This window comes from Uruburuella suis (assembly GCF_022870845.1).
Classification (GTDB): Bacteria; Pseudomonadota; Gammaproteobacteria; order Burkholderiales; family Neisseriaceae; genus Neisseria; species Neisseria suis.
Map to the genome: position 1 here is coordinate 2,406,861 of NZ_CP091507.1, position 19,979 is coordinate 2,426,839.

Genomic DNA, 19,979 nt, shown 5'->3' on the forward strand with positions numbered 1-19,979 from the left:
ATGCAGCTTCACATCCTCAACAATCCCAAAGATGCCCCGCTGGTCGAAGATGCCGCTTTTCTGAAAGCCGCATTGTTTGACCTGCTTCAGCGCGAAACCACACCGGCCGTGGCCAACACCTTGGCCGCGCTGGCCGAAGCCGAAGAAGGCAGCAGCATTATCAAGGCCGCCCTGCCCGCCTTAAATGAGCAGCAAACCCAAAATCTGATTATCGCCTGCGGCCTGTTTGCGCAAATTCTCAACATCGCCGAAGACGTGCACCACGAGCGCCGCCGCCGCGCCCACGAAAACGCCGGCAGCGCCCCGGTGGAAGGCAGCCTGGCCGAAACCGTGCACAAGCTGCAAACCCACAATATCGATGCGGCCGCCATGCAATCGCAGCTTGCGCGCACCCACATTGCCGCCGTGCTCACTGCCCACCCCACCGAAGTGCAGCGCCAAGCCACGCTCAATTTCCACCGCCGCATCCGCGCCCTGTTGCCGCAACGCGAATATTGCAACAGCCCCGAAGCCTTGGCCGAATTGAAACGCGAAATCGACACCACGCTGCTGGCCTTGTGGCAAACCAGCGAAACCCGCCATTTCAAAATCACCGTCGACAGCGAAATCAACAACGGCGTGTCGATTTTCCCGCTCAGCTTTTTTAAAGCGCTGCCCAAACTTTACCGCAGCATGGAAAACCAGCTCCAATCCGCCTGGCCCGGCATCAAGGTGCCCGAGCTGCTGCAAATCGGCGGCTGGATAGGCGGCGATCGCGACGGCAACCCTTTTGTGTCGGCCGCCACCTTGCGCCACGCCTTCACCCGCCATGCCGACACCGTGTTCCACCACTACCGCCGCCAGCTGGGCGAATTGTTTCACGATTTGCCGCTCTCTGTGCGCCGCGTCAATGTTAACCCGGCCGTGCTCGCACTCTCCGCGCAATCGCCCGACACCGAAATCGCCCACGAAGAAGAGCCCTACCGCCGCGCCATTGCTTATATTATGGCCCGCCTGATCGGCAAAGCGCACCACTTCGGCCTCACCTTGGGCTGCCGCTTCGGCACGCTTAAGCCTTATGCCGATGCCGATGAATTCATCGCCGATTTGAAAATCCTGCAACAATCCCTGCGCGAAAACGGCAGCGAGCTTTTGGCCGATGCGCGCCTGGGCGACCTTATCCGCACGACTTCGTTGTGCGGCTTTTTCCTGATGCCGCTCGATTTGCGCCAACACGGCGGCAAACACGCCGATGTGGTGGCCGAGCTTTTCCGCCATGCCGGCCTCGAAGATTACGCTGCCCTCTCCGAAACCGACAAACAACACGTGCTTTTGCGCGAGCTGCAAACCCAACGCCCGCTCTACAACCCCTATCTCGACTATAGCGAAGAGAGCCGCTACGAATTGGCGATTTTCCGCGAAGCGCGCAAAATCAAAGAAGAGCTGGGCGAAAAAGCCATTAATCAAAGCATTATTTCCAACGCCGAAAACGCCAGCGACGTGCTGGCGCTGGCCTTGCTGCTGAAAGAAAGCGGCCTGCTCACCCTCGAACACGGCCGCCCGCACAGCCGCATCAATATTGTGCCGCTGTTTGAAACCATCGAAGCACTGGAAAACGCCCGCCCGGTGATGGCAACCCTGTTTGCCCTGCCCTGGTATCAAGCCTTGCTCGCCAGCCGCGGCAACACCCAAGAAATCATGCTCGGCTATTCCGACAGCAATAAAGACGGCGGCTACGTCACCAGCTCATGGTGTCTTTATCAGGCCGAGCAGGAATTGGTGGAATTGTTTGAAAAACACCAAATCAACATCCGCCTGTTTCACGGCCGCGGCGGCAGCGTCGGCCGTGGCGGCGGCCCCGCTTACCAAGCTGTGCTCGCCCAGCCCGCCGGCAGCGTAACCGGCCAAATCCGCATCACCGAGCAGGGCGAAGTGATCACCGCCAAATATGCCGACCCCGGCAACGCCCACCGCAACCTCGAAACCCTCGTGGCCGCCACGCTCGAAGCCAGCCTTCTGCCCAACCGCCAAGACCCGGATCAAGAATTGATGCAGGCCTTGTCCGACAGCGCCTTTGCCCACTACCGCAGCCTGATTACCCACTCCGATTTTATCGATTATTTTCTGCAAACCAGCCCGATTCAGGAAATCGCCACCCTCAACCTCGGCAGCCGCCCCGCCAGCCGCAAAACCTTGGCACGTATTCAAGATTTGCGCGCCATCCCGTGGGTGTTTTCTTGGACGCAAAACCGCCTGATGCTGCCGGCTTGGTATGGCTTCGGCAGCGCCGTGGCCGAGCTTTGCCGGCAAGAAGGCCGTCTGAACGATTTGCAGCAGCATGCCCGCCACAACCCCTTCTTTCAGGCCATGTTGTCAAACATGGAGCAAGTGATGGCCAAAACCGACATCACCCTGGCCGAAGAATACGCCGGCCTGAGCCAATCGCCCGAGCAAGCCGCCGCCATTTTCGCCATGATTAAGGCCGAATACCTGCTCAGCCGCCAAGCGCTGCTGGATATTCTGCAAAGCAGCGAATTGCTCAGCGACAACCGCAGCCTCGCCCGCTCGCTCGCCCTGCGCATCCCCTACCTCAACGCGCTGGGCAGCCTGCAAGTGGCGCTGCTCAAACGCCTGCGCCAAGATGCCGACAACCCGCACCTGCTACAAATGGTGCACCTCACCATCAACGGCGTGGCACAAGGCCTGCGCAACACCGGCTGAAACCTGCCGCTTTGGCAGCTTGGGTTGCCGCCGGAAATCATGCGGCACGGCCAAGCACCAAGGCCGGCCACATCAGCGGCATCCCCCGCCGCCGTGGCGCTGTTGACGGTGCATTGAAGCACGGTTTTAAAGAAGCCCGTCAACATTAAAACAGCAAACAAAGGCCGTCTGAAAAAAGTTTCAGACGGCCTTTCAATCAAAACCATCAACCCGCCAAACGCGTGCGTGCCCACGGCACACACCCTTGTATATTAAAACCAATGTACCATAGCATCCAAACAGGTTATCCGCCTCCGTACACACCCTGGGATTTCCACATCCGCGAAGTAGCCAAAAGAGCGGATAACCACCCATCAGCACAACCGAACAGTTGCCAGACAACACAACCGAATACAAGGAAGGTTCATGATGAGTACCCAAAACTATGGCGGCATCGATATTGCCAAAAAGAATTTCGTTATCGGCATTACCGGCATGGCCAAAACCAAAACCGAAACCAACAACCCCAAAGGCTTTGAGCACGCCATTGAATATCTGAAGAAGCACCAAGTCGATTTGGTCGTCATGGAAAGCACCGGCGGGTTGGAAGTGCCCTTGGCCAAAGCCCTGCACCATGCCGGATTGCGCGTAGTGATTGCCAACCCGCGCCGGACACATTCCTATTCTCTGTCGTTTTCACTGGGGAAAACCGACAATAAAGACGCCAAAATGCTGGCCGATTACGCACAAGCCATCGAAATCAAAGGCAAAACTGTCCAAATGCTTTATTGCCCCCGTTCAGCCGAAGAAGAAACACTCGAAGCCTTGGTCAAACGCCGCAGCCAGCTGGTCGAAATGCGTACTGCCGAGAAAAACCGTTTGACGCAGATCCACGAAACGCAAAAACAAAGCGTAGAAGATTTAATCGCCCATTTCGATGCACTGATTGACGCATTGGACGAGCAAATTTTCCAATACACCGATAGCGGCTTCGATGGAAAAGGCAAAATCATCAGCAGCATCAAAGGCGTGGGCAATACCACTTGTGCCATGCTGATAGCGATGCTGCCCGAGCTGGGGCAATTGTCCCATAAAAAAATAGCCCTGCTTGTCGGCGTTGTCCCGCCTCCGGATCAAAGCGGGGATTCTGACGGGAAAACCGGCTGTATCGGGGGCAGGAAGGAAGTGCGCGATATGCTTTATATGGCGGCACTTTCTGCCAGCCGCTTTGAGCCTGCGATTAAAGTGTTTTATGAGCGCCTGATTGCAAAAGGCAAGCCGTTTAAAGTGGCCATTAATGCGTGTATGCACAAATTGCTGCGAATTCTGAATGCGAGAGTGCGCGATTACCTCCAATCAGAGCGCCTCGCTCACGCTTGATTTTAAGTGTTTAGTGTTTTTGACTGACGAGTTGGAAACGCAGTTGCAGCGCAAATTGCTGAGTATTCTGAATGGAAGCGTACGCAATTATCTCCATTCAGACGGCCTCTCCTGCGCTTGATTTTCAGTGTTTGGTGTTTTTGACTGACGAGTTGAAAACACAGTTGCTACGCGCGAATCAAAGCCCGACGCCCGACGTAGCGTGCAACTCAACCACCCACACTTGGCAGGATTAACGATTAAAGAAAAATGTAAGCAAACAGCACGAAAACCAAACAAAGGCCGTCTGAAAAAGGTTTCAGACGGCCTTTCAATGCAAGCATGAAAAACGCCTTGTTTCAAAACAAGGCGTTGGGTGAGAGAACAATGTTTGACTTTAACTTCATGATAACGCTTGTTGCAGAAAATCACTGTTGTCAGTGTTTGGCGCATCATCACCGTGTTTCAGCCAAGTTTCCGTGCCGTGCGGCTTATCGGAAAACGGTTTATTGCAAAAAAGATGTTTACTTGGTGTGCGCCGCGAGTGGCGTTCGGTTGCCGAGACCTGCTGTTTAAGCGGCCGCTGCCGGCATCATCTATTTGCACCAAGTAACTGCCTGCGGGTTTAAATCGACGGATACGCCGTTTGCGCAGATGTGTTTGATGGTTTGTACATCACAGGCTTCAACAAGCCACAGGCAGCCAATGCAATACTGAACGGCAAAAATGCAATCAATATATCCATCAACGCTCCTTCTTTATGTGAATACGGCTCTACCGTAACAAAACTTTCATCTGCCTGCAAGCGCCTTTACACAGAAAAAATCCGCGCCTTCCACCCGCCATAAAGCCCTATAGAACCGCACACCGCTTTCGCTATATAATCGCAGCACTTCAACCCGCCGGCTGCCCATCATGACCAACTGCTACACCCTGCCCGACACCCGCCCCTATCCCACCGATCCCGTAAAAAACGAATTGCTGCTTTATGCCGGCCAGATTGCGCAAAGCAGCAGCATCGCACAACGCAAGCTGGCGCAGGAATCGCTGGCGGCCGGCATCTACACCATGTTGCAGCAAAACCATTATCTGGGTTTGTCGGTGGCCATGAGCATGGCGCCCGACACCGCTGCTTATCAGGCTTTATTCAACAGCCTCGATGGCGCTTTGCAGGCCAAAACCGATGAAGAAGTGCAATGGTTTGCGCTGCCGGTGGTGCTGGTGGCCGGCTGCAAACAGGCGCAAAGCCGCTCAGCCGATGCGCCCGCGCTCGAGCTGGCCGCCTGCTTGGCCGATTATCCGGCCTTGCGCCCGCTCGCACAGGCCGATTGGCTGCCCAAGCTTGTGCACGCGCAAGATTTGGCGGCGGTAAACGCCGGCCAATGGTTTGCCGCCAAGCAAAGCCGCGAAGCCGCCGCAGCTTTTGCCGCCACGCTGCCGCAAGCCGATTTGGCCTTTCCCGAAGGCCAGTCGGTGCAGGTGGTGTTTGCGTTGGGCTATGGCAGCAAAGCGCTTCAAGCCGCTTTGCTGCCTTTGAAAGAGGCCGCACTGCCGCTGATGCAGGTGTGGCAGCAGGCGCTCACGCAAAGCGGCCTGACCTTATTTGCCAACCCGCTTCAGCCCGCCACGCCGCTGGCCGCGCTCACCGAGGGCAGCCATATGCGCCAACGCATGGCACTGGACGTGTTTGCCACCAACGCCATCCGAGCCATCCGCCTGCAAAGCCCGCGCGTGGGCGTGGTGATGGCTGCGCAGCAAGGCGGCACGCTGCTGTTTGGCTTCAACGCCACCGATGGCGCTTTTGAAGTGGCCGAGCAAGTGTTTGCCTGGCCGCTCTCGCCGGTGGAGCGCATCGAAACCGTGCAACAAGATTTTCTGGATTTGATGGTGGAATGCCAAGTGGAACACATCCGCCTGCTGCACGATGCGCTGCCCGAACGCACCGAATTGCCCACTTATGCGCAGGCACTCAACCTGCCCGGCCACAACCCTTTATTTGCCGAGCACCACTGATGAAAAACCACGCTGTTTTATTTGTGTGCCTGGGCAACATCTGCCGCTCGCCCATGGCCGAATATGTGTTGCGCCACCGCGCTGCCGAAGCCGGCGTGGCGCACCGCATTCATGTGCAAAGCTGCGGCACTTCGGGCTGGCACGATGGCGAAAACATGCATCAGGGCACACGCCGCACCTTGCAGCAACACGGCATTGCCGCCACAGGCTTTAGCAGCAGCAAAATCCGCCGCCAAGATATCGATGCTTACAATTTTCTGATTGTGATGGACGACGACAACCTCACCGAGCTCGAACGCCTTTTCGGCCGCCAAGCGCACAAAATTTTCAAGCTCTCCGACTTGCTGCCCGATTCGGGCTACAACGAAGTGCCCGACCCTTGGTATAGCGGCGATTTCGATGAAACCTACACGCTCGTGCGCGCCGGCAGCGATGCTTTATTGAAGAAGTTGGGTTTGCTGTAAGTGTGCCGTTATCCGCAAAGAGGCCGTCTGAAAGATGAATGTTTCAGACGGCCTTGAATTTTTGCTTTGGCCGATAGGCTGAAATTTAGCGGGCACAAGGGAAAAGCTTGTTCTGCGAACAAGTGTCGGATTCGAGAATCCGACCTACGCCGCTGCAATCATTTGCAGCATAAACCGAAGGCCGTCTGAAACGTTTCAGACGGCCTTCGTTGATGCATTCAGATTCAAAAACATCTTTGTCTACAACCACGCCGCAGGCACTTTAATCGCGCTTTTTCAACACCCACGCCCACACCATTTCCACCAGCACCGGCGCTTCGCCGCTCTCGTCGCCCACTTCGCAAGGCACAATCATATTGCCGCGCTCTTCGTTTTGCAGGCGTGCCGCCATCTCTTCGCTGATGTGCGCCACGGCATACATATTGCCCTCGGCGCGTTTCACATATTGGGCATTCATCGATTTGAGCAAAATCAGCTTATCGTCGGGCGTGTTCATCTGTGTGGCAAAGCCGGTGGCGGTTTCGGCCAACAACGCCATGGCGCAGGCGTGCACGCCGCCGATGTGGTTTTGCACCGCGCGCCGGTTGCGCACGCTCACGCGCACCTGCTCGCGGCTGATGTGTTCAAAGCGCAGGCCGGCCGTGCCCAAAAAAGGCACAAAGCGGCCCATCAGGCGGGTTTGCACGGCTTCGCGCCAAGAAGCGGGCAATTTATTCAAGCGGCCGAGGCTGCGGTACATTTTATTTTCAATACGCATGGTTTCTCTCTTTGATTTTATGGTTGGGGCACAAATGCGGGTTGTGCGTTCAGACGGCATCATAAAAGCATTTGCGCCCTGAAGAACAGCATGTTTTTAGTGCCTTTATACCAAATGATAAAACAACAAGGCCGTCTGAAAAAAGTTTCAGACGGCCTTGTATGTCAAGCCAATCTACAAATGCTGCTCATACGGATAGCTCATCGGCTGCCCCGATTTTTTCCGCCCCAAATAATCTTGATAAGCCGCGCGCACTTCTTTGCGCAGCAGGAAAAGCGCCAGCAGGTTGGGCATCACCATAAAGCCGTTAAACATATCCGACATATTCCACACCACATCCACCTTACCCAAAGCGCCAAGCACAATGGCACACAACACCAGCGTGCGGTAAGTGCCCAAGCCGCGGTGTTTGAAGAGATAGCGGATATTCGATTCGCCGAAATAATACCAGCCGATAATGGTGGTAAACGCAAAAAAAGTCAGGCACACGGCCAAGAGCTTCTGCCCCCAATGGCCGAAAGCAATGTGAAACGCCTCTTGCGTGACCGCCGCGCCTTTGAGGCCGAGCAGATTGGCATCGGTGAGCAAAATAATCAGCGCAGTGGCGGTGCACACCAACAGCGTGTCGATAAACACGCCGATAAAAGCCACTATGCCTTGCTGCACCGGGTGCGCCACTTGCGCAGTGGCGTGCGCATGCGGGGTGGAGCCCATGCCCGCTTCATTGGAAAAGAGCCCGCGCGCCACGCCGAAGCGGATGGCTTCGCGCACCGAAATGCCGGCCAGGCCGCCGCCCAGCGCCGCCGGGTCGAAAGCCGCCACCACAATCTGACGCATCACCGGCACGATATGCGCAGAAAACTGCACCAAAATCACCAGCGCGCAAATCATGTAAACCAGCGCCATAAACGGCACCACAAATTGGGCAAATTTGGCAATGCGCTCGATGCCGCCCACAATAATCGCCGCCGCCAGCGCCGCAATCACCAGTCCCACCGCTAAAGGCGGCAAGTCAAACGCCACCGTCACCGCCGAAGTGATGGAATTGGATTGAGTGGCATTGCCGATAAAGCCCAGCGCCAAAATCAGCGCCACCGAAAACACGCCTGCCAAGAGCCGCGCCGGCCGGTAGCCGAGCTTGGGCGTGAGGCCGTGGGTGATGTAAAAAGCGGGGCCGCCGATATATTTGCCGTGGCTCACCACGCGGTATTTCTGCGCCAACACCGCTTCGGAAAAAATGGTCGACATGCCCAAAATCGCCGAGAGCCACATCCAGAAAATCGCGCCCGGCCCGCCCGCGGTGATGGCCGTGGCCACGCCGGCCACGTTGCCCGTGCCGATTTGCGCCGAAATCGCCACCGCCAGCGCCTGAAACGACGACAGCGATTTTTGGTCTTTACCGCCTTGGCCGCGTTTTTGAAACAAGCCACCAAACACCTGCTTCATGCCCTCGCCAAAGCGCGTAATCTGCGGCACGCCCAGATAAAGCGTGAAAAACAGCCCGATGCCGATCAAGCCGTAAATCAGCAGATAATCCCACAAAATATGGTTTACCGCGCTCACCCAGCTATTGAGTAGTTCTTCTGTCATCCCTCGCTCCCGCGTGCTTTATGAAACAATATTTCAAATTGATTTTCATTGGTTCGCCAATAAAATGCCGCCAATAATCATCAAACAGCCGTGATTTTACATGGAAAAATCAAAATATCGTTTTGCGCTGCATCAAATCCGGCCAACAGGCTTTCAGACGGCCTCAGCCAAAAAGGCTTAATCATGAAACTTTACTACCAAAATACCGCACCGTTTTTTATGCTAAAATACGCCCGTTTCAAACCCTCATTCCGCCACGCGGATACAGCAAGGAATACACATGGCCGGCCATAGCAAATGGGCGAATATCCAGCACAAAAAAGCCCGACAAGATGCCAAACGCGGCAAAATCTTCACCCGTTTGATCAAAGAAATCACCGTGGCTGCCCGCATGGGCGGCGGCGACCCCGCATCCAACCCGCGCCTGCGCCTAGCGATGGACAAAGCTTGGGATGCCAATATGCCCAAAGACAACGTGCAGCGCGCCATCGACAAAGGCACCGGCAACCTCGAGGGCGCCGACTACATCGAATTGCGCTACGAGGGCTACGGCATCGGCGGCGCTGCGCTGATGGTTGACTGCCTTACCGACAACAAAACCCGCACCGTGGCCGATGTGCGCCATGCCTTCACCAAAAACGGCGGCAACCTCGGCACCGATGGCTGCGTGGCGTTTAATTTCGTGCACCAAGGCTATTTATTGTTTGCCCCCGGCCTCGATGAAGACACGCTGATGGAAGCCGCGCTCGAAGCCGGTGCCGAAGATGTGGCCGCCCACGACGACGGCTCGTTTGAAGTGATCACCACACCGGGCAACTGGGCCGAAGTGAAAGCCGCGCTCGAAACGGCCGGCTTCAAATCGGAAGACGGCGACGTGACCATGCGCGCGCAAAACGAAACCGAATTGAGCGGCGAAGAAGCGGAAAAAATGCAAAAGCTGATCGATGCTCTGGAAGATCTCGACGATGTGCAAGAGGTGTATACCTCGGCGGTGTTGAATTTCGATTAAGCTTTTTTTGATTGTCGACACAAGGCCGTCTGAAACTTTGCTTTCAGACGGCCTTGGTTTGAATGAGCATGGCGTAGGTCGGATTCTCGAATCCGACACTTGCTCGAAGAGCAAGCTTTCCCGCGATGCCCGCCAAACTTCAGCCTATCGGCCAAATGCCGGACATAAACATCCCACCCACAACTTGTTTTCATTTTCATTATTTCAGACGGCCTGTTATGATACAGGCCGTCTGAAAACCTTGAACGAGCCGATTATATGTTACCCACCGCCGCGCCCTCCCACCGCAACGCCGCCGCCAGCCTGGTGGTGGGCTGCGTAGTATTCGGGCTGGGCAGCCTGATTGTGAAATTCGTGCCCGTGGGCGCTTATGCCATCGCTTTTTGGCGTTTGGCCGTGGCCGGAATAATTTTCTGGCTGCTGGCGCGTTTTTTCGGCCAGCGCCTGCCCAAAAACAAAAAAGCCGTCAAAATGGCGCTGATTTCCGGCGTGTTTCTCGGCTTTGATTTGGCGCTGTGGCACGAAAGCATTTATGCCGTGGGTCCGGGCATTTCCACCCTGCTCAACAGCCTGCAAATCTTTTTTCTCTCTGCCATCGGCTTTTTCTTTTTCGGCGAGCGCCAAACGCCGTTGCAATTATTGAGCCTCGTGATCGCCATCAGCGGTGTGGCGCTCATCGGCAGCCCCGAGCTTAGCCACAACAGCGCGGCCGTGTGGGGCTTTGTGAGCGGCATCACCTCGGGCGCGATGCTGGCGCTCTCGATGATTTTCATCCGCGAAACCCATAAAATCGAAAAAACGCCGCTGTTTCCGATGATGCTGTTGGTGAGCCTGGGCGGCATGGCCGCGCTGGTGCTGCCCTCGCTGCTTTTCAACAGCAGCAATCTTTATCCCACCAATTGGCACGATGTCGGCCTGATTCTGATTTACGGCGCCGTGATGCAATGCCTGGCCTGGGGCATGATTGCCTATGCTGTGCCGCTGTTGCCGCTCACCCTCACCGGCCTTTTGCTCTTGAGCGAGCCGGTGGCCGCGCTTTTGATTGATTATTTCTGGCTGCACAAGCCCATCAACGGCCTGCAATGGGGCGGCGCCGCGCTCACGCTGTTTGCCATTTATCTGGGCTCGCTCAAAAGCAAACATGCTTAAACAGCCCTACATTTAGAATCAACAGCATCCCTCACACAGAGGCCGTCTGAAACTTTTCATACCAATCCAAAAAAAATAACCTAACTTCGTTGGCTCGCCTAGCCGTACTAGGTGTACTGTCTTCGGCTCGCCGCCTTGTTAGCTTACTTTTTTTGAATTGGTATCAGACGGCCTCTGTGATCAACAGCGCATGTCATGCACCCGCCGCACCCCATCCCAACCGTGCGAAACGCCGCCGAATCGTGTAAAATCCACTTTTACAATCATCAGGCCGTCTGAAAAAACATTATGAATAAATTTGCCTCCGCCCTTTCCACCGCGCTGGGCCGCTGCATCGCCACCAAAGCCGTGAGCGAAGAAGGCGCGCCGGTGGGCTTTATGTATCGCGAAGCGCCGGTGTTTGAAAACGACAGCGGCTGGCGCTTTTTCAGCGGCGACGAAACCGACGAATATTGCGACAACCCCGATAATTTCACCGTTTACAGCATCAGCGACATCACCCAAAGCAACCCGGCGGTAAACGAATTCATCAATCAACCCGAAGGCAGCGCTTGGGAATCAAACGAACAAGGCGAATTTCAAGCCGTGGCCGACTGGCAGCCGAAAGACTGATTTTCCCGCCGCCATCATTATGCACGGCCGCCGGCTTGAATAGCCCAAAACCCACCTTAATTAAAATAGAGAGAATGCCATGAAAACCCTGCTCCCCAACCTCAACGGCAAAGGCCTGCGCATCGGCATTGTGCAAGCACGTTTCAGCAACGAAATCGGCAGCGCCATGCTGCAAGTGTGCACCGACAAGCTGCAAGAAATGGGCGTGAAAACCAAACACATCACCATCGCCACCGTGCCCGGCGCGCTGGAAGTGGCGCTGGTGCTGCAAAACATGGCCGCCTCGGGCCGCTACGATGCCTTAGTGGCCATCGGCGCCGTGATTCGCGGCGAAACTTATCATTTCGAGCTGGTGGCCAACGAATCGGGCGCCGCCATCACCCGCGTGGGGCTGGATTTCAACATCCCGATTGCCAACGCCGTGCTCACCACCGAAAACGATGAGCAAGCGCATGTGCGCATCGAAGAAAAAGCCCGCGATGCCGCCGTGGTGGCGGTGGAATGCGCCAACCTGATCAACACCTTAATCGGTGCCGACGATTAATTTTTTGTTCAGACGGCCTGTTGGCGCAAGCATTTTGCCAACAGGCCGTCTGAACGCTATTGCAAGGAAGCCCTTATGAAAACCGCCCGCCGCCGCGCCCGCGAATTTGCCGTGCAGGCACTTTACCAAGCCGCGCTCAACCAAAGCAGCGCCGCCGAAGTGACGCAAAACATCCGCGAAAGCAGCGATTTTGCCAAAGCCGACGAGCCTTTGTTTACCGCCATTTTCTTTGGCGCCCACGCCAACCAGCGCGATTACATGCAACAAATCCGCCCGCTGCTCGACCGCGATGAAAACGATTTGAGCCCCATCGAGCGCGCCGTGCTGCTGATGGCCTGCCACGAATTGGCCGCTATGCCCGAAACCCCTTATCCGGTGATCATCAACGAAGCCATTGAAGTGACCAAAACCTTCGGCGGCACCGACGGCCACAAATTTGTAAACGGCATACTCGACAAACTGGCGGTGCAATTGCGCCCCAACGACCCTAAACGCAATTGAGCCGCAGCTGAATCAAAGGCCGTCTGAAACGTTTTCAGACGGCCTTTTTCAATCACCCCCGCCAAACCCGTAGGTACGGTTAGGCCGCAGGCCGTAACCGTACGCATGCGAATCAAGCAGAATGTGCCCTATTCCGACAAGTCCGAAGCGCGTTCGCACTCATGCGTACGATTACGCTGCGCTAATCGTACCTACGCACTGGCCGTGCACTCGCCAAACCCGTAGGTACGGTTAGGCCGCAGGCCGTAACCGTACGCATGCGAATCAAGCAGAATGTACCCTATTCCGACAAGTCCGAAACTCGTGCGTATCCATGCGTACGATTACGCTGCGCTAATCGTACCTACGCTGCTATGCCGCATGCCGGTGGTAATGCCGCAATGCGTGCTCTTTGCGGCGGGGGCTGCTGAAGGCAGACACGCGCTTGAGATAGCCGATCACGCGGGTGCCGTAATCGATATCGCGGCTGCCGCAGGCGCTGCACGCTTCTCGGGTGCGTTTGTCGATGTGGCCGCATTCGTTGCAGATGGTGATTTTCACGTTCACGCAGAAATAATTGCAGCCGGTGCGGGCGGCGATGTTAAGCAGCGAGCGGTAGCCGCTTCGGCTTAAGGCTTCGTCCAAATTCAAGTGCAGCGCCGAGCCGCCGTCGAGCCATTCGGTGAGCTCGCGCCCATGCAGCAGAAATTTATCGAGCGCGTTGGTTTTATCGTCTTCCACCACATAAAAATACGAATTATAGCAATCGCGCGCCACTTTATAGCCGTCGGCTTTGTCCCATTGGGCGTTTTTCGCGCCGAGGTTTTCTGCCGGTACAAATTCGGTGTTGAAACGCACGCCGTATTGTTTCGAGGCGGCTTTGTTGGCTTCGAAAATGGTTTTCAGACGGCCTTGCACAAATTCGATGTATTCGGGATTGTAGCCCACAGCAATACCGCAGGCTTCGGCCGCTTCGGCCATGCCGTTGATGCCGATGGTGAGAAACTGTTTGTCGAGCGTGATAAAGCCGGCATCGTAAACCGGCAACATGCCGGCGGCCTGATATTCTTCCATCAGCTTGCGATAGGCATATTGATAGCGGTGGACTTTGCCCACTTCTGTTGCCAAGTCGCGCCCGTCTTGCTCGAGCCGGTTCATATTGAGCGTGATCACATTAATCGAGCCGGTGGCCACGCCGCCTGCGCCCAAGGTGTAGGAAAAAGTGCGGTCGTCGATTTGGTTGCGCAAGCGACAGCAAGAGGCAAGCGAATCGGGATTGTCGGAAAGATAAACGAAAAACGAATTGCCCTCGGCCAATTCTTGCGCCATTTCGTCGGCAAACTGTTTATCCTTGCATTCGCCCTTGTCGGTGAGCATGGCGGCGGTAACCACCGGAAAAGTGAGCACCGATTTGCTGCGCTCTTGATTAAACCATTTGAGAAAATAATTTTGCAGCCGCGCCACGCTTTGCCACTCGGGTTTGGTGAAATCGGGAAACACAAAATCGCCGAACATGGCCTCGAAATAATGCGCGTCATAAAGCGAAATATTCCAAAACACGCTCTGATAGCCGCGCGCGGCGGCGGGCTGGTTGATGCTGTACACCACATGCTGCAAATGGTTGGCCACTTCGTGCGCGTGGGTGCTTAGATAATCATCGCCATAATCGCGGCGGGCGAAATAATCGAAATAAGTGAGAAATTCCACCGTGGCCACCGCGCCGGCAAATTGGGCGCTGATGGCAAACACCAAATTGACAAACGAGCCGCAAAAAGAAGCCAGATGTTTGGGCGCTTGCGATTCGCCGCCAAGCTTGGCTAGCCCGTCGCGCAGGAAAGGATAAAGCGTTACCGACACGCAATAAGGCTTGAGGCTGGTTTCATCGTGCACATAAATTTCGTGCGCCTCAATCTGGCGGATGTATTCCTGCGCCCATTCTGCGCCGAAAAGCTCGCTGATTTTTCGGCTCACTTGCGCGCGGTTGACCTGCACCAGAAAATCCTTCATCAATTCGTTTTCCATGGTGGCGATATTTTTATGCGTTACATTGGCGTTGGCGTCCATTTTCGAGCCATCGGCCGCGTTGGCAGCGGCGATATAGTCGTCCATAAAACGCAGCTTGCCGTGAAGTTGTTCGGGATGCAGCCGAATCATAGGGTTTCTCCTTGAAACAAATGATTGAGGTTGGCGCCGGAGCGCAAGTCGGTAAATTGTTGATTGGTGGCCGGATTGTTCAAGCCGCCGCGCTTGGGCAGCCAGCGGCCGGTTTTCAGATAAGTGAGGTGCGGCAGCAAAGAAGCGCTCAGCTCGTTGCGCTCAAGGCCGGTGTAGAGGCAGGTGTGCAGCCCTTCTTCGCGGGCAATGCGCAGCATGCCCTCAAGCAACGCGCCATGCCATTCACCGCCCATAAACAGCACGCAGCTGATCAGGCCGCGATATTGCTGCAAACGGCTGCGCAAATAATCTTCGCTCAACACCGCACCCCGCCCTGCTTTCCAGCTGCCGCTGCTGTGGCAGCCTTGGCAGCGCAGCGGGCAGCCCGAGCAGAGAAACGCCAGCGACACTTCCCCCGGCACTTCCTGCCACACGATTTCCTCGCGATCAAACCTGAGCTGCTGCATCACTCGCCCCTAAAAATACCATATCTAGTATGAAAACATGCCGCCAACCACTAAATATGGTATTTTATGGATTTTCCGATTCGGCTTTCTGACCTGCATCAAGTTACGGCAGGCAACAATGTAAAAGATGAATGCAAAATGATTATTTGAAAATCAATCAACAAAGGCCGTCTGAAAAATATTCAGACGGCCTCTCATTTTCAACACGGCAAGCGTGTTTTACGCCAACATCGCCGCGAGATGAAATATAGTGGAATGCAGGAAGAAGTGACACAACGGGTGGGTTGGGTTGAAAACCCAACAAGCCCACAGGCCATCTGAAACGTTGGGTTTGGCAACCCAACCTACCTGTTATAGTGCGTAGTTTTGTATCCCTTTTTCTTGCATGCCACTATATAAACACCCCTAATCCACCACCCTTTGCCCGGGCAGCCGCCCCGCCCAATCGCAGGCAAACTGCCAGGCAATGCGCCCCGAGCGGCTGCCGCGCATCAACGACCAATTGAGCGCGGCGTGGCGGGCGGTGTCGTCCAGCGGTAGGCCGAAATCGGCGAGCCAGTTTTCCACCGCTTGCAGATAATCGTTTTGGTCAAACGGGTAAAAGCTCAGCCACAAGCCGAAACGGTCGGAAAGCGACACTTTTTCTTCCACCGCCTCTTTGGGCTGCACCTCGCCGCGTATGCCGGTGGTGGCCTGGTTTTCATCCATATATTCGGGCATCAGGTGGCGGCGGTTGGACGTGGCATACACCAGCACATTGTCACAGCGCTGCGAGAGGCCGCCGTCGAGCGCAGTTTTCAAGGCTTTATAAGTGTCTTCGCCGCTCTCAAACGACAAATCATCGCAAAACACAATAAACTTTTCCGGCCGCTTTTCCAGCAGCGTGAGCAAAGAAGGCAGGCTCACCAAATCGGTTTTGTCCACTTCGATCAGGCGCAGGCCGCACGCGGCATATTCGTGCAGCAGCGCCTTCACCAGCGACGATTTGCCCGTGCCGCGCGCGCCGCTCATCAGCACATTATTGGCCGGCCGCCCTTCGAGAAACTGCTCGGTGTTGCGCACCAGCCGCTGCATTTGCGTGTCCACTGCGGCTAAACGATTCAGCGGAAAAGTATGCGGATTGGGCAGGCTTTCCAACACGCCGCGCCGCCCCACGCTCTGCCAGCGGTAAGCCAGCGCCCGCCAATCCGGCTCGGCCGCTTCGGGCGGCAGCAAGGCATCGAGGCGGTTTAACACGGAAGCGGCTTGTTTTAAAAATTTGGCAAGTTTCATAATGTTTCAGACGGCCTGAGGGATGGATGTCGAGAAAAACCATTATGCAGCTTGAAATGAATACACACAAGAAAAGGCCGTCTGAAAAAATATTTCAGACGGCCTTATGGTTTTCATGCCATCTCACAACACCGTGTGCGGCGGCTCGTAATGGATGATGCCGCGGATTTTGTTTTGCTCGTTTACCAGCACCACTTTGGGCTCGTGGTTTTTTGCCTCTTCGTTGCTCATCAACACATACGACATAATAATCACGATGTCGCCCTTTTGCACCAGCCGCGCCGCCGCGCCGTTGAGGCAGATCACGCCGCTGCCGCGCTCGCCGGGAATGGTGTAGGTTTCCAGGCGCGCGCCGTTGTTGTTGTTTACAATTTGCACTTTTTCGTTCACACAAATGCCGGCCGCATCAAGCAGATCTTGATCAATGGTGATGCTGCCGACATAGTTTAAATCGGCTTCGGTAACGGTGGCGCGGTGGATTTTGCCGCCGAGCATGGTGCGGAACATGGCTTGCTTTCTTTAAAAATTCAAATGGTTATCAAGCTTTCAGACGGCATCTGAAGGCCGTCTGAAAGCTTGAAAAACACCACAGGCGTTTTCAGACGGCCTGTATTATAACCCCAAAGCGGCCTTCGCCCAGCGTAAATATGGAGCAAAGCCCCTACTCACCGGCTGCATCAGAATTTGCGGGCATTCATAGCTGTGCAAGGCGCGGATGGTTTTTTCTACGGCGGCATAATGGCAGCGGGCGGATTTGATGGTGAGGCGGATTTCGCCGTCGATGCGCGTTTCGCCCTGCCATTCATAATGGCTCCAAATGATTTCATATTGCACGCAGGCGGCGAGCTTTTTTTCCAGCAGCGCCGCGCCGATGCGCTGTGCTTCTTCGCGGTCGGCGGCGGTGGTGGTGATGATCACGGGTTTGTATGGCGGCATTTCAGACGGCCTAACTTGTTGATTAATTAAATATAGGAGAAAAAATGAAAACGGATACAAACATACACACAGAAGTTTAAACCGCGTGCGTGGCTGCGCCAAGCACCCTACCCGCGATTTGGGATTTCTTATTTCGCATCCGTTTTTCTTTGATTTCACTGCTGTCTGAAACCTTGGGTTTATCAACCCAATCTACGCTGTTACAGCCCTACTTCAGACGGCCTTTACATAAAATTCAACACCGGCCAGCCTTTTTCCGTGGCTTCTTGCAGCAACACTTCATCGGGATTCACCGCCACGGGGTCGCTCACATGGCGCAAGAGCGGTAAGTCGTTTTTCGAATCGCTGTAGAAATAGCTTTTGCCGTAGCTTTGCAGAGTTTCGCCGCGCGCAGCCAGCCATTCGTTCAGGCGTGTGATTTTGCCCTCTTTCAGGCTGGGTGTGCCGATATAGCCGCCGGTGTAGCGCCCGTTTTCACCGATTTCGAGCTGTGTGCCGATAATGTTTTCAATGCCGAACAAGTGGCAGATGGGTGTGATGATGAATTCGTTGGTGGAAGAAATCACCAGCAATTCGTCGCCGGTTTGGCGGTGGCTCTGCACCAGCATTTTCGCCATCGGGCTGATGTGCGGCAGAATGAATGCTTGGGTGAATTCGCGGTGCATGTCGGCCAATTCTTCCATGCTGAAGCGGGTGAGCGGCGCGAGCTGGAATTGCAGAAATTCATCGATATCGAGGCAGCCGTTGAGGTAATCTTGATAGAATTTGTCGTTTTTCATGCGCACAAATTCGGCATCGACCACGCCTTTTTGCATCAGGTATTGCGGCCAGGTGTTGTCGGAATCGGCGTTGATCAGCGTGTGGTCGAGATCGAAAATGGCGAGGTTGGTCATTCGGCTTCCTGTTGTTTTAAAAGCTGGCGCAGCAAGGGCAGCGTGATGCGCTTGCCCATCATCATGGAATAATTGTCCAGCGTGTCGAGCATCTGCACGAGGCTGTCCATATCGCGGCGCCAGTGGTTGAGCAGATAGGTGAAAATTTCGGGGTCGACGGTGAGCTGGCGGGCGGCGGCCATGTCGGCGAGCGCGGCGGTTTTTTCTTGGTCGCTCAAAGGCTTCACGTCATACACCAGGCAATAGCCCATGCGCGTGCGCAAGTCTTCGCGGATAAGCAATTGCTGCGGCGGCACATCGGCCGAGAGCAGCAAAAAACCTTTGCCGCTGTTGCGAAAGCGGTTAAACACGGCAAAAAGCAGCGCCTGCTCGTCATCATTGAGTTTTTCTGCCTGATCGATGGCCAGATAATCGGCTTCGAAAGCCTTGTCAGTGAGCGGCATGCGCGCGGCATCCACATAAGCGGCTTCGTGCCCCGCCTGCAAAGCCTGCGCCACCCATGCCTGCAAAAGATGGCTTTTGCCCGAGCCTTGCTGCCCCCACACATAAATAAACTGCCCGTGTTGCTGTTGCAGCACATGCAGCAATTCGGCATTGGCTGTGCCCAGAAATTTATCGAATCCGGGGTAGGCCTGGTGGGCGAAATCAAAAATAAGCTGGTTCACAAACAATCTTTTTGCGTTGGGCAATGTGCGCAATTGTACGTTGTTTCCACGCAGAGCGGCAAGCCGCGCCGTTTGTTTGATTCGTTTGGCGCGCCATGCTTTTTCCCCTAAAATAGCGAACTTCAAATCATGAAGGCCGTCTGAAACAGGGCCTTCTTAAGACTTTATTCAGACAGCCTGTTTAAAATCCCCGCTTCCCATCAAGAAAGACTATTCGTGATCAGCACCATTATCGATTTTATCCTGCACATCGACCAGCATCTGGCCGCTCTTTCCGCCGAATACGGCGTGTGGATTTATGCCATTTTGTTTTTAATCATCTTCTGCGAAACCGGCCTGGTGGTCACGCCTTTTCTGCCGGGCGACTCACTCTTGTTTGCCGCCGGCGGCATTGCCGCCTTGGGCGAAATGAATATTCACTTGATGGTGGCGCTGCTTTTGGTGGCCGCCATTTTGGGCGACGCGGTGAATTTCGCCATCGGAAAATATTTCGGCGCGCGCCTTTTTGCCAACCCCGATTCCAAAATCTTCCGCCGCGCCTATCTCGACAAAACCCACGCTTTTTATGAAAAACACGGCGGCAAAACCATTATCATCGCCCGCTTTGTGCCGATTGTGCGCACATTCGCGCCTTTTGTGGCCGGCATGGGCAATATGCACTACGGCCGCTTTATCCGCTACAACATCATCGGCGCCATTTTGTGGGTGGTGCTGTTTTCTTATGCCGGCTACTTTTTCGCCAACATTCCGCTGGTGAAAAACAACCTCGCGCTGGTGCTGGCCGCCATTATCGTGATTTCGGTGCTGCCCGGCGTAATCGAAGTGGTGCGTGCGCGCCGCGAAGCGAAACGGTAAGGCCGTCTGAAAAAGGCCGTCTGAAAACAATTTCAGACGGCCTTTTATTGCCCATCACCACTTCATACCCATTCAAAAAAA

General features: G+C 55.1%; 19 protein-coding genes. 10 read left to right on the forward strand and 9 right to left on the reverse strand.

Annotated elements, in window-relative coordinates; translation table 11 throughout:
• The 4 genes from ppc to LVJ78_RS10995 all read left to right on the forward strand — a co-directional run bounded on the left by ppc (position 1) and on the right by LVJ78_RS10995 (position 6,515).
• Positions 1–2,700 carry a phosphoenolpyruvate carboxylase gene (gene ppc, locus LVJ78_RS10980; protein WP_132954010.1) on the forward strand — a complete coding sequence of 900 codons (2,700 nt, stop codon included), beginning with the start codon at positions 1–3 and terminating at the stop codon, positions 2,698–2,700.
• 408 nt (positions 2,701–3,108) lie between these two features.
• On the forward strand, positions 3,109–4,059 hold the full coding sequence (locus tag LVJ78_RS10985; protein WP_132954951.1) for an IS110 family transposase: 951 nt from the start codon (positions 3,109–3,111) through the stop codon (positions 4,057–4,059).
• A gap of 894 nt (positions 4,060–4,953) precedes the next feature.
• Complete coding sequence (locus LVJ78_RS10990) at positions 4,954–6,051, forward strand: conjugal transfer protein (RefSeq protein WP_132954618.1); 1,098 nt, start codon at positions 4,954–4,956, stop codon at positions 6,049–6,051.
• Complete coding sequence (locus LVJ78_RS10995; protein ID WP_132954617.1) at positions 6,051–6,515, forward strand: low molecular weight protein-tyrosine-phosphatase; 465 nt, start codon at positions 6,051–6,053, stop codon at positions 6,513–6,515. Before LVJ78_RS10990 ends, LVJ78_RS10995 begins: the two co-directional genes overlap by 1 nt.
• 262 nt (positions 6,516–6,777) lie before the next feature.
• Here LVJ78_RS10995 and LVJ78_RS11000 read toward each other — a convergent pair whose 3' ends face one another.
• Together LVJ78_RS11000 and LVJ78_RS11005 are read right to left on the reverse strand one after the other, a co-directional pair.
• A complete protein-coding gene (locus LVJ78_RS11000) occupies positions 6,778–7,272 on the reverse strand; it encodes a DUF4442 domain-containing protein (RefSeq protein ID WP_207894334.1) in 495 nt (164 codons plus the stop codon).
• Positions 7,273–7,446: 174 nt separating this feature from the next.
• Positions 7,447–8,862 (reverse strand): alanine/glycine:cation symporter family protein, encoded by a 1,416-nt coding sequence (locus tag LVJ78_RS11005; RefSeq protein ID WP_132954616.1) that lies wholly within the window; start codon positions 8,860–8,862, stop codon positions 7,447–7,449.
• 280 nt (positions 8,863–9,142) lie between these two features.
• On the opposite strand from LVJ78_RS11005, the gene LVJ78_RS11010 reads away from it, so the two are divergent.
• The 5 genes from LVJ78_RS11010 (at position 9,143) to nusB (ending at position 12,677) form a co-directional block, all read left to right on the forward strand.
• Entirely contained in the window at positions 9,143–9,871 is a 729-nt protein-coding gene (locus tag LVJ78_RS11010; protein ID WP_132954615.1) for a YebC/PmpR family DNA-binding transcriptional regulator, read from the forward strand.
• A gap of 258 nt (positions 9,872–10,129) precedes the next feature.
• Positions 10,130–11,020, forward strand: coding sequence for a DMT family transporter (locus tag LVJ78_RS11015; protein ID WP_132954614.1), 891 nt, complete (start codon positions 10,130–10,132; stop codon positions 11,018–11,020).
• 288 nt (positions 11,021–11,308) lie between these two features.
• The gene (locus tag LVJ78_RS11020; protein WP_132954613.1) at positions 11,309–11,632 is read left to right on the forward strand and encodes a DUF2185 domain-containing protein; all 324 of its coding nucleotides are present in this window, start codon (positions 11,309–11,311) and stop codon (positions 11,630–11,632) included.
• A 79-nt stretch (positions 11,633–11,711) separates the two neighbouring features.
• Positions 11,712–12,176: a 6,7-dimethyl-8-ribityllumazine synthase gene (ribH, locus tag LVJ78_RS11025; RefSeq protein WP_132954612.1), complete on the forward strand. Its 465-nt coding sequence runs from the start codon at positions 11,712–11,714 to the stop codon at positions 12,174–12,176.
• A 75-nt stretch (positions 12,177–12,251) separates the two neighbouring features.
• Positions 12,252–12,677 (forward strand): transcription antitermination factor NusB, encoded by a 426-nt coding sequence (gene nusB / locus LVJ78_RS11030; protein WP_132954611.1) that lies wholly within the window; start codon positions 12,252–12,254, stop codon positions 12,675–12,677.
• 351 nt (positions 12,678–13,028) lie between these two features.
• On the opposite strand, the gene nrdD is transcribed toward nusB, so the two are convergent.
• The 7 genes from nrdD to hda form a co-directional block, all read right to left on the reverse strand.
• Positions 13,029–14,810: an anaerobic ribonucleoside-triphosphate reductase gene (nrdD, locus tag LVJ78_RS11035; protein WP_132954610.1), complete on the reverse strand. Its 1,782-nt coding sequence runs from the start codon at positions 14,808–14,810 to the stop codon at positions 13,029–13,031.
• The gene (nrdG, locus tag LVJ78_RS11040) at positions 14,807–15,277 is read right to left on the reverse strand and encodes an anaerobic ribonucleoside-triphosphate reductase activating protein (protein WP_132954609.1); all 471 of its coding nucleotides are present in this window, start codon (positions 15,275–15,277) and stop codon (positions 14,807–14,809) included. Before nrdG ends, nrdD begins: the two co-directional genes overlap by 4 nt.
• Before the next feature lie 405 nt (positions 15,278–15,682).
• Complete coding sequence (locus LVJ78_RS11045; RefSeq protein WP_132954608.1) at positions 15,683–16,549, reverse strand: ATP-binding protein; 867 nt, start codon at positions 16,547–16,549, stop codon at positions 15,683–15,685.
• Between the two features lie 123 nt (positions 16,550–16,672).
• Positions 16,673–17,056, reverse strand: a complete 384-nt coding sequence (gene panD / locus LVJ78_RS11050) for an aspartate 1-decarboxylase (RefSeq protein WP_132954607.1) — start codon at positions 17,054–17,056, stop codon at positions 16,673–16,675.
• 105 nt (positions 17,057–17,161) lie between these two features.
• The gene (cutA, locus tag LVJ78_RS11055; RefSeq protein WP_132954606.1) at positions 17,162–17,485 is read right to left on the reverse strand and encodes a divalent-cation tolerance protein CutA; all 324 of its coding nucleotides are present in this window, start codon (positions 17,483–17,485) and stop codon (positions 17,162–17,164) included.
• A gap of 224 nt (positions 17,486–17,709) precedes the next feature.
• Positions 17,710–18,378, reverse strand: coding sequence for a histidinol-phosphatase (locus LVJ78_RS11060; RefSeq protein WP_132954605.1), 669 nt, complete (start codon positions 18,376–18,378; stop codon positions 17,710–17,712).
• Positions 18,375–19,043 carry a DnaA regulatory inactivator Hda gene (gene hda / locus LVJ78_RS11065; protein ID WP_132954604.1) on the reverse strand — a complete coding sequence of 223 codons (669 nt, stop codon included), beginning with the start codon at positions 19,041–19,043 and terminating at the stop codon, positions 18,375–18,377. The genes LVJ78_RS11060 and hda overlap by 4 nt, the downstream gene beginning before the upstream one ends.
• A gap of 216 nt (positions 19,044–19,259) precedes the next feature.
• On the opposite strand from hda, the gene LVJ78_RS11070 reads away from it, so the two are divergent.
• Positions 19,260–19,898, forward strand: coding sequence for a DedA family protein (locus LVJ78_RS11070; protein ID WP_132954603.1), 639 nt, complete (start codon positions 19,260–19,262; stop codon positions 19,896–19,898).
• Positions 19,899–19,979: the final 81 nt, after the last annotated feature.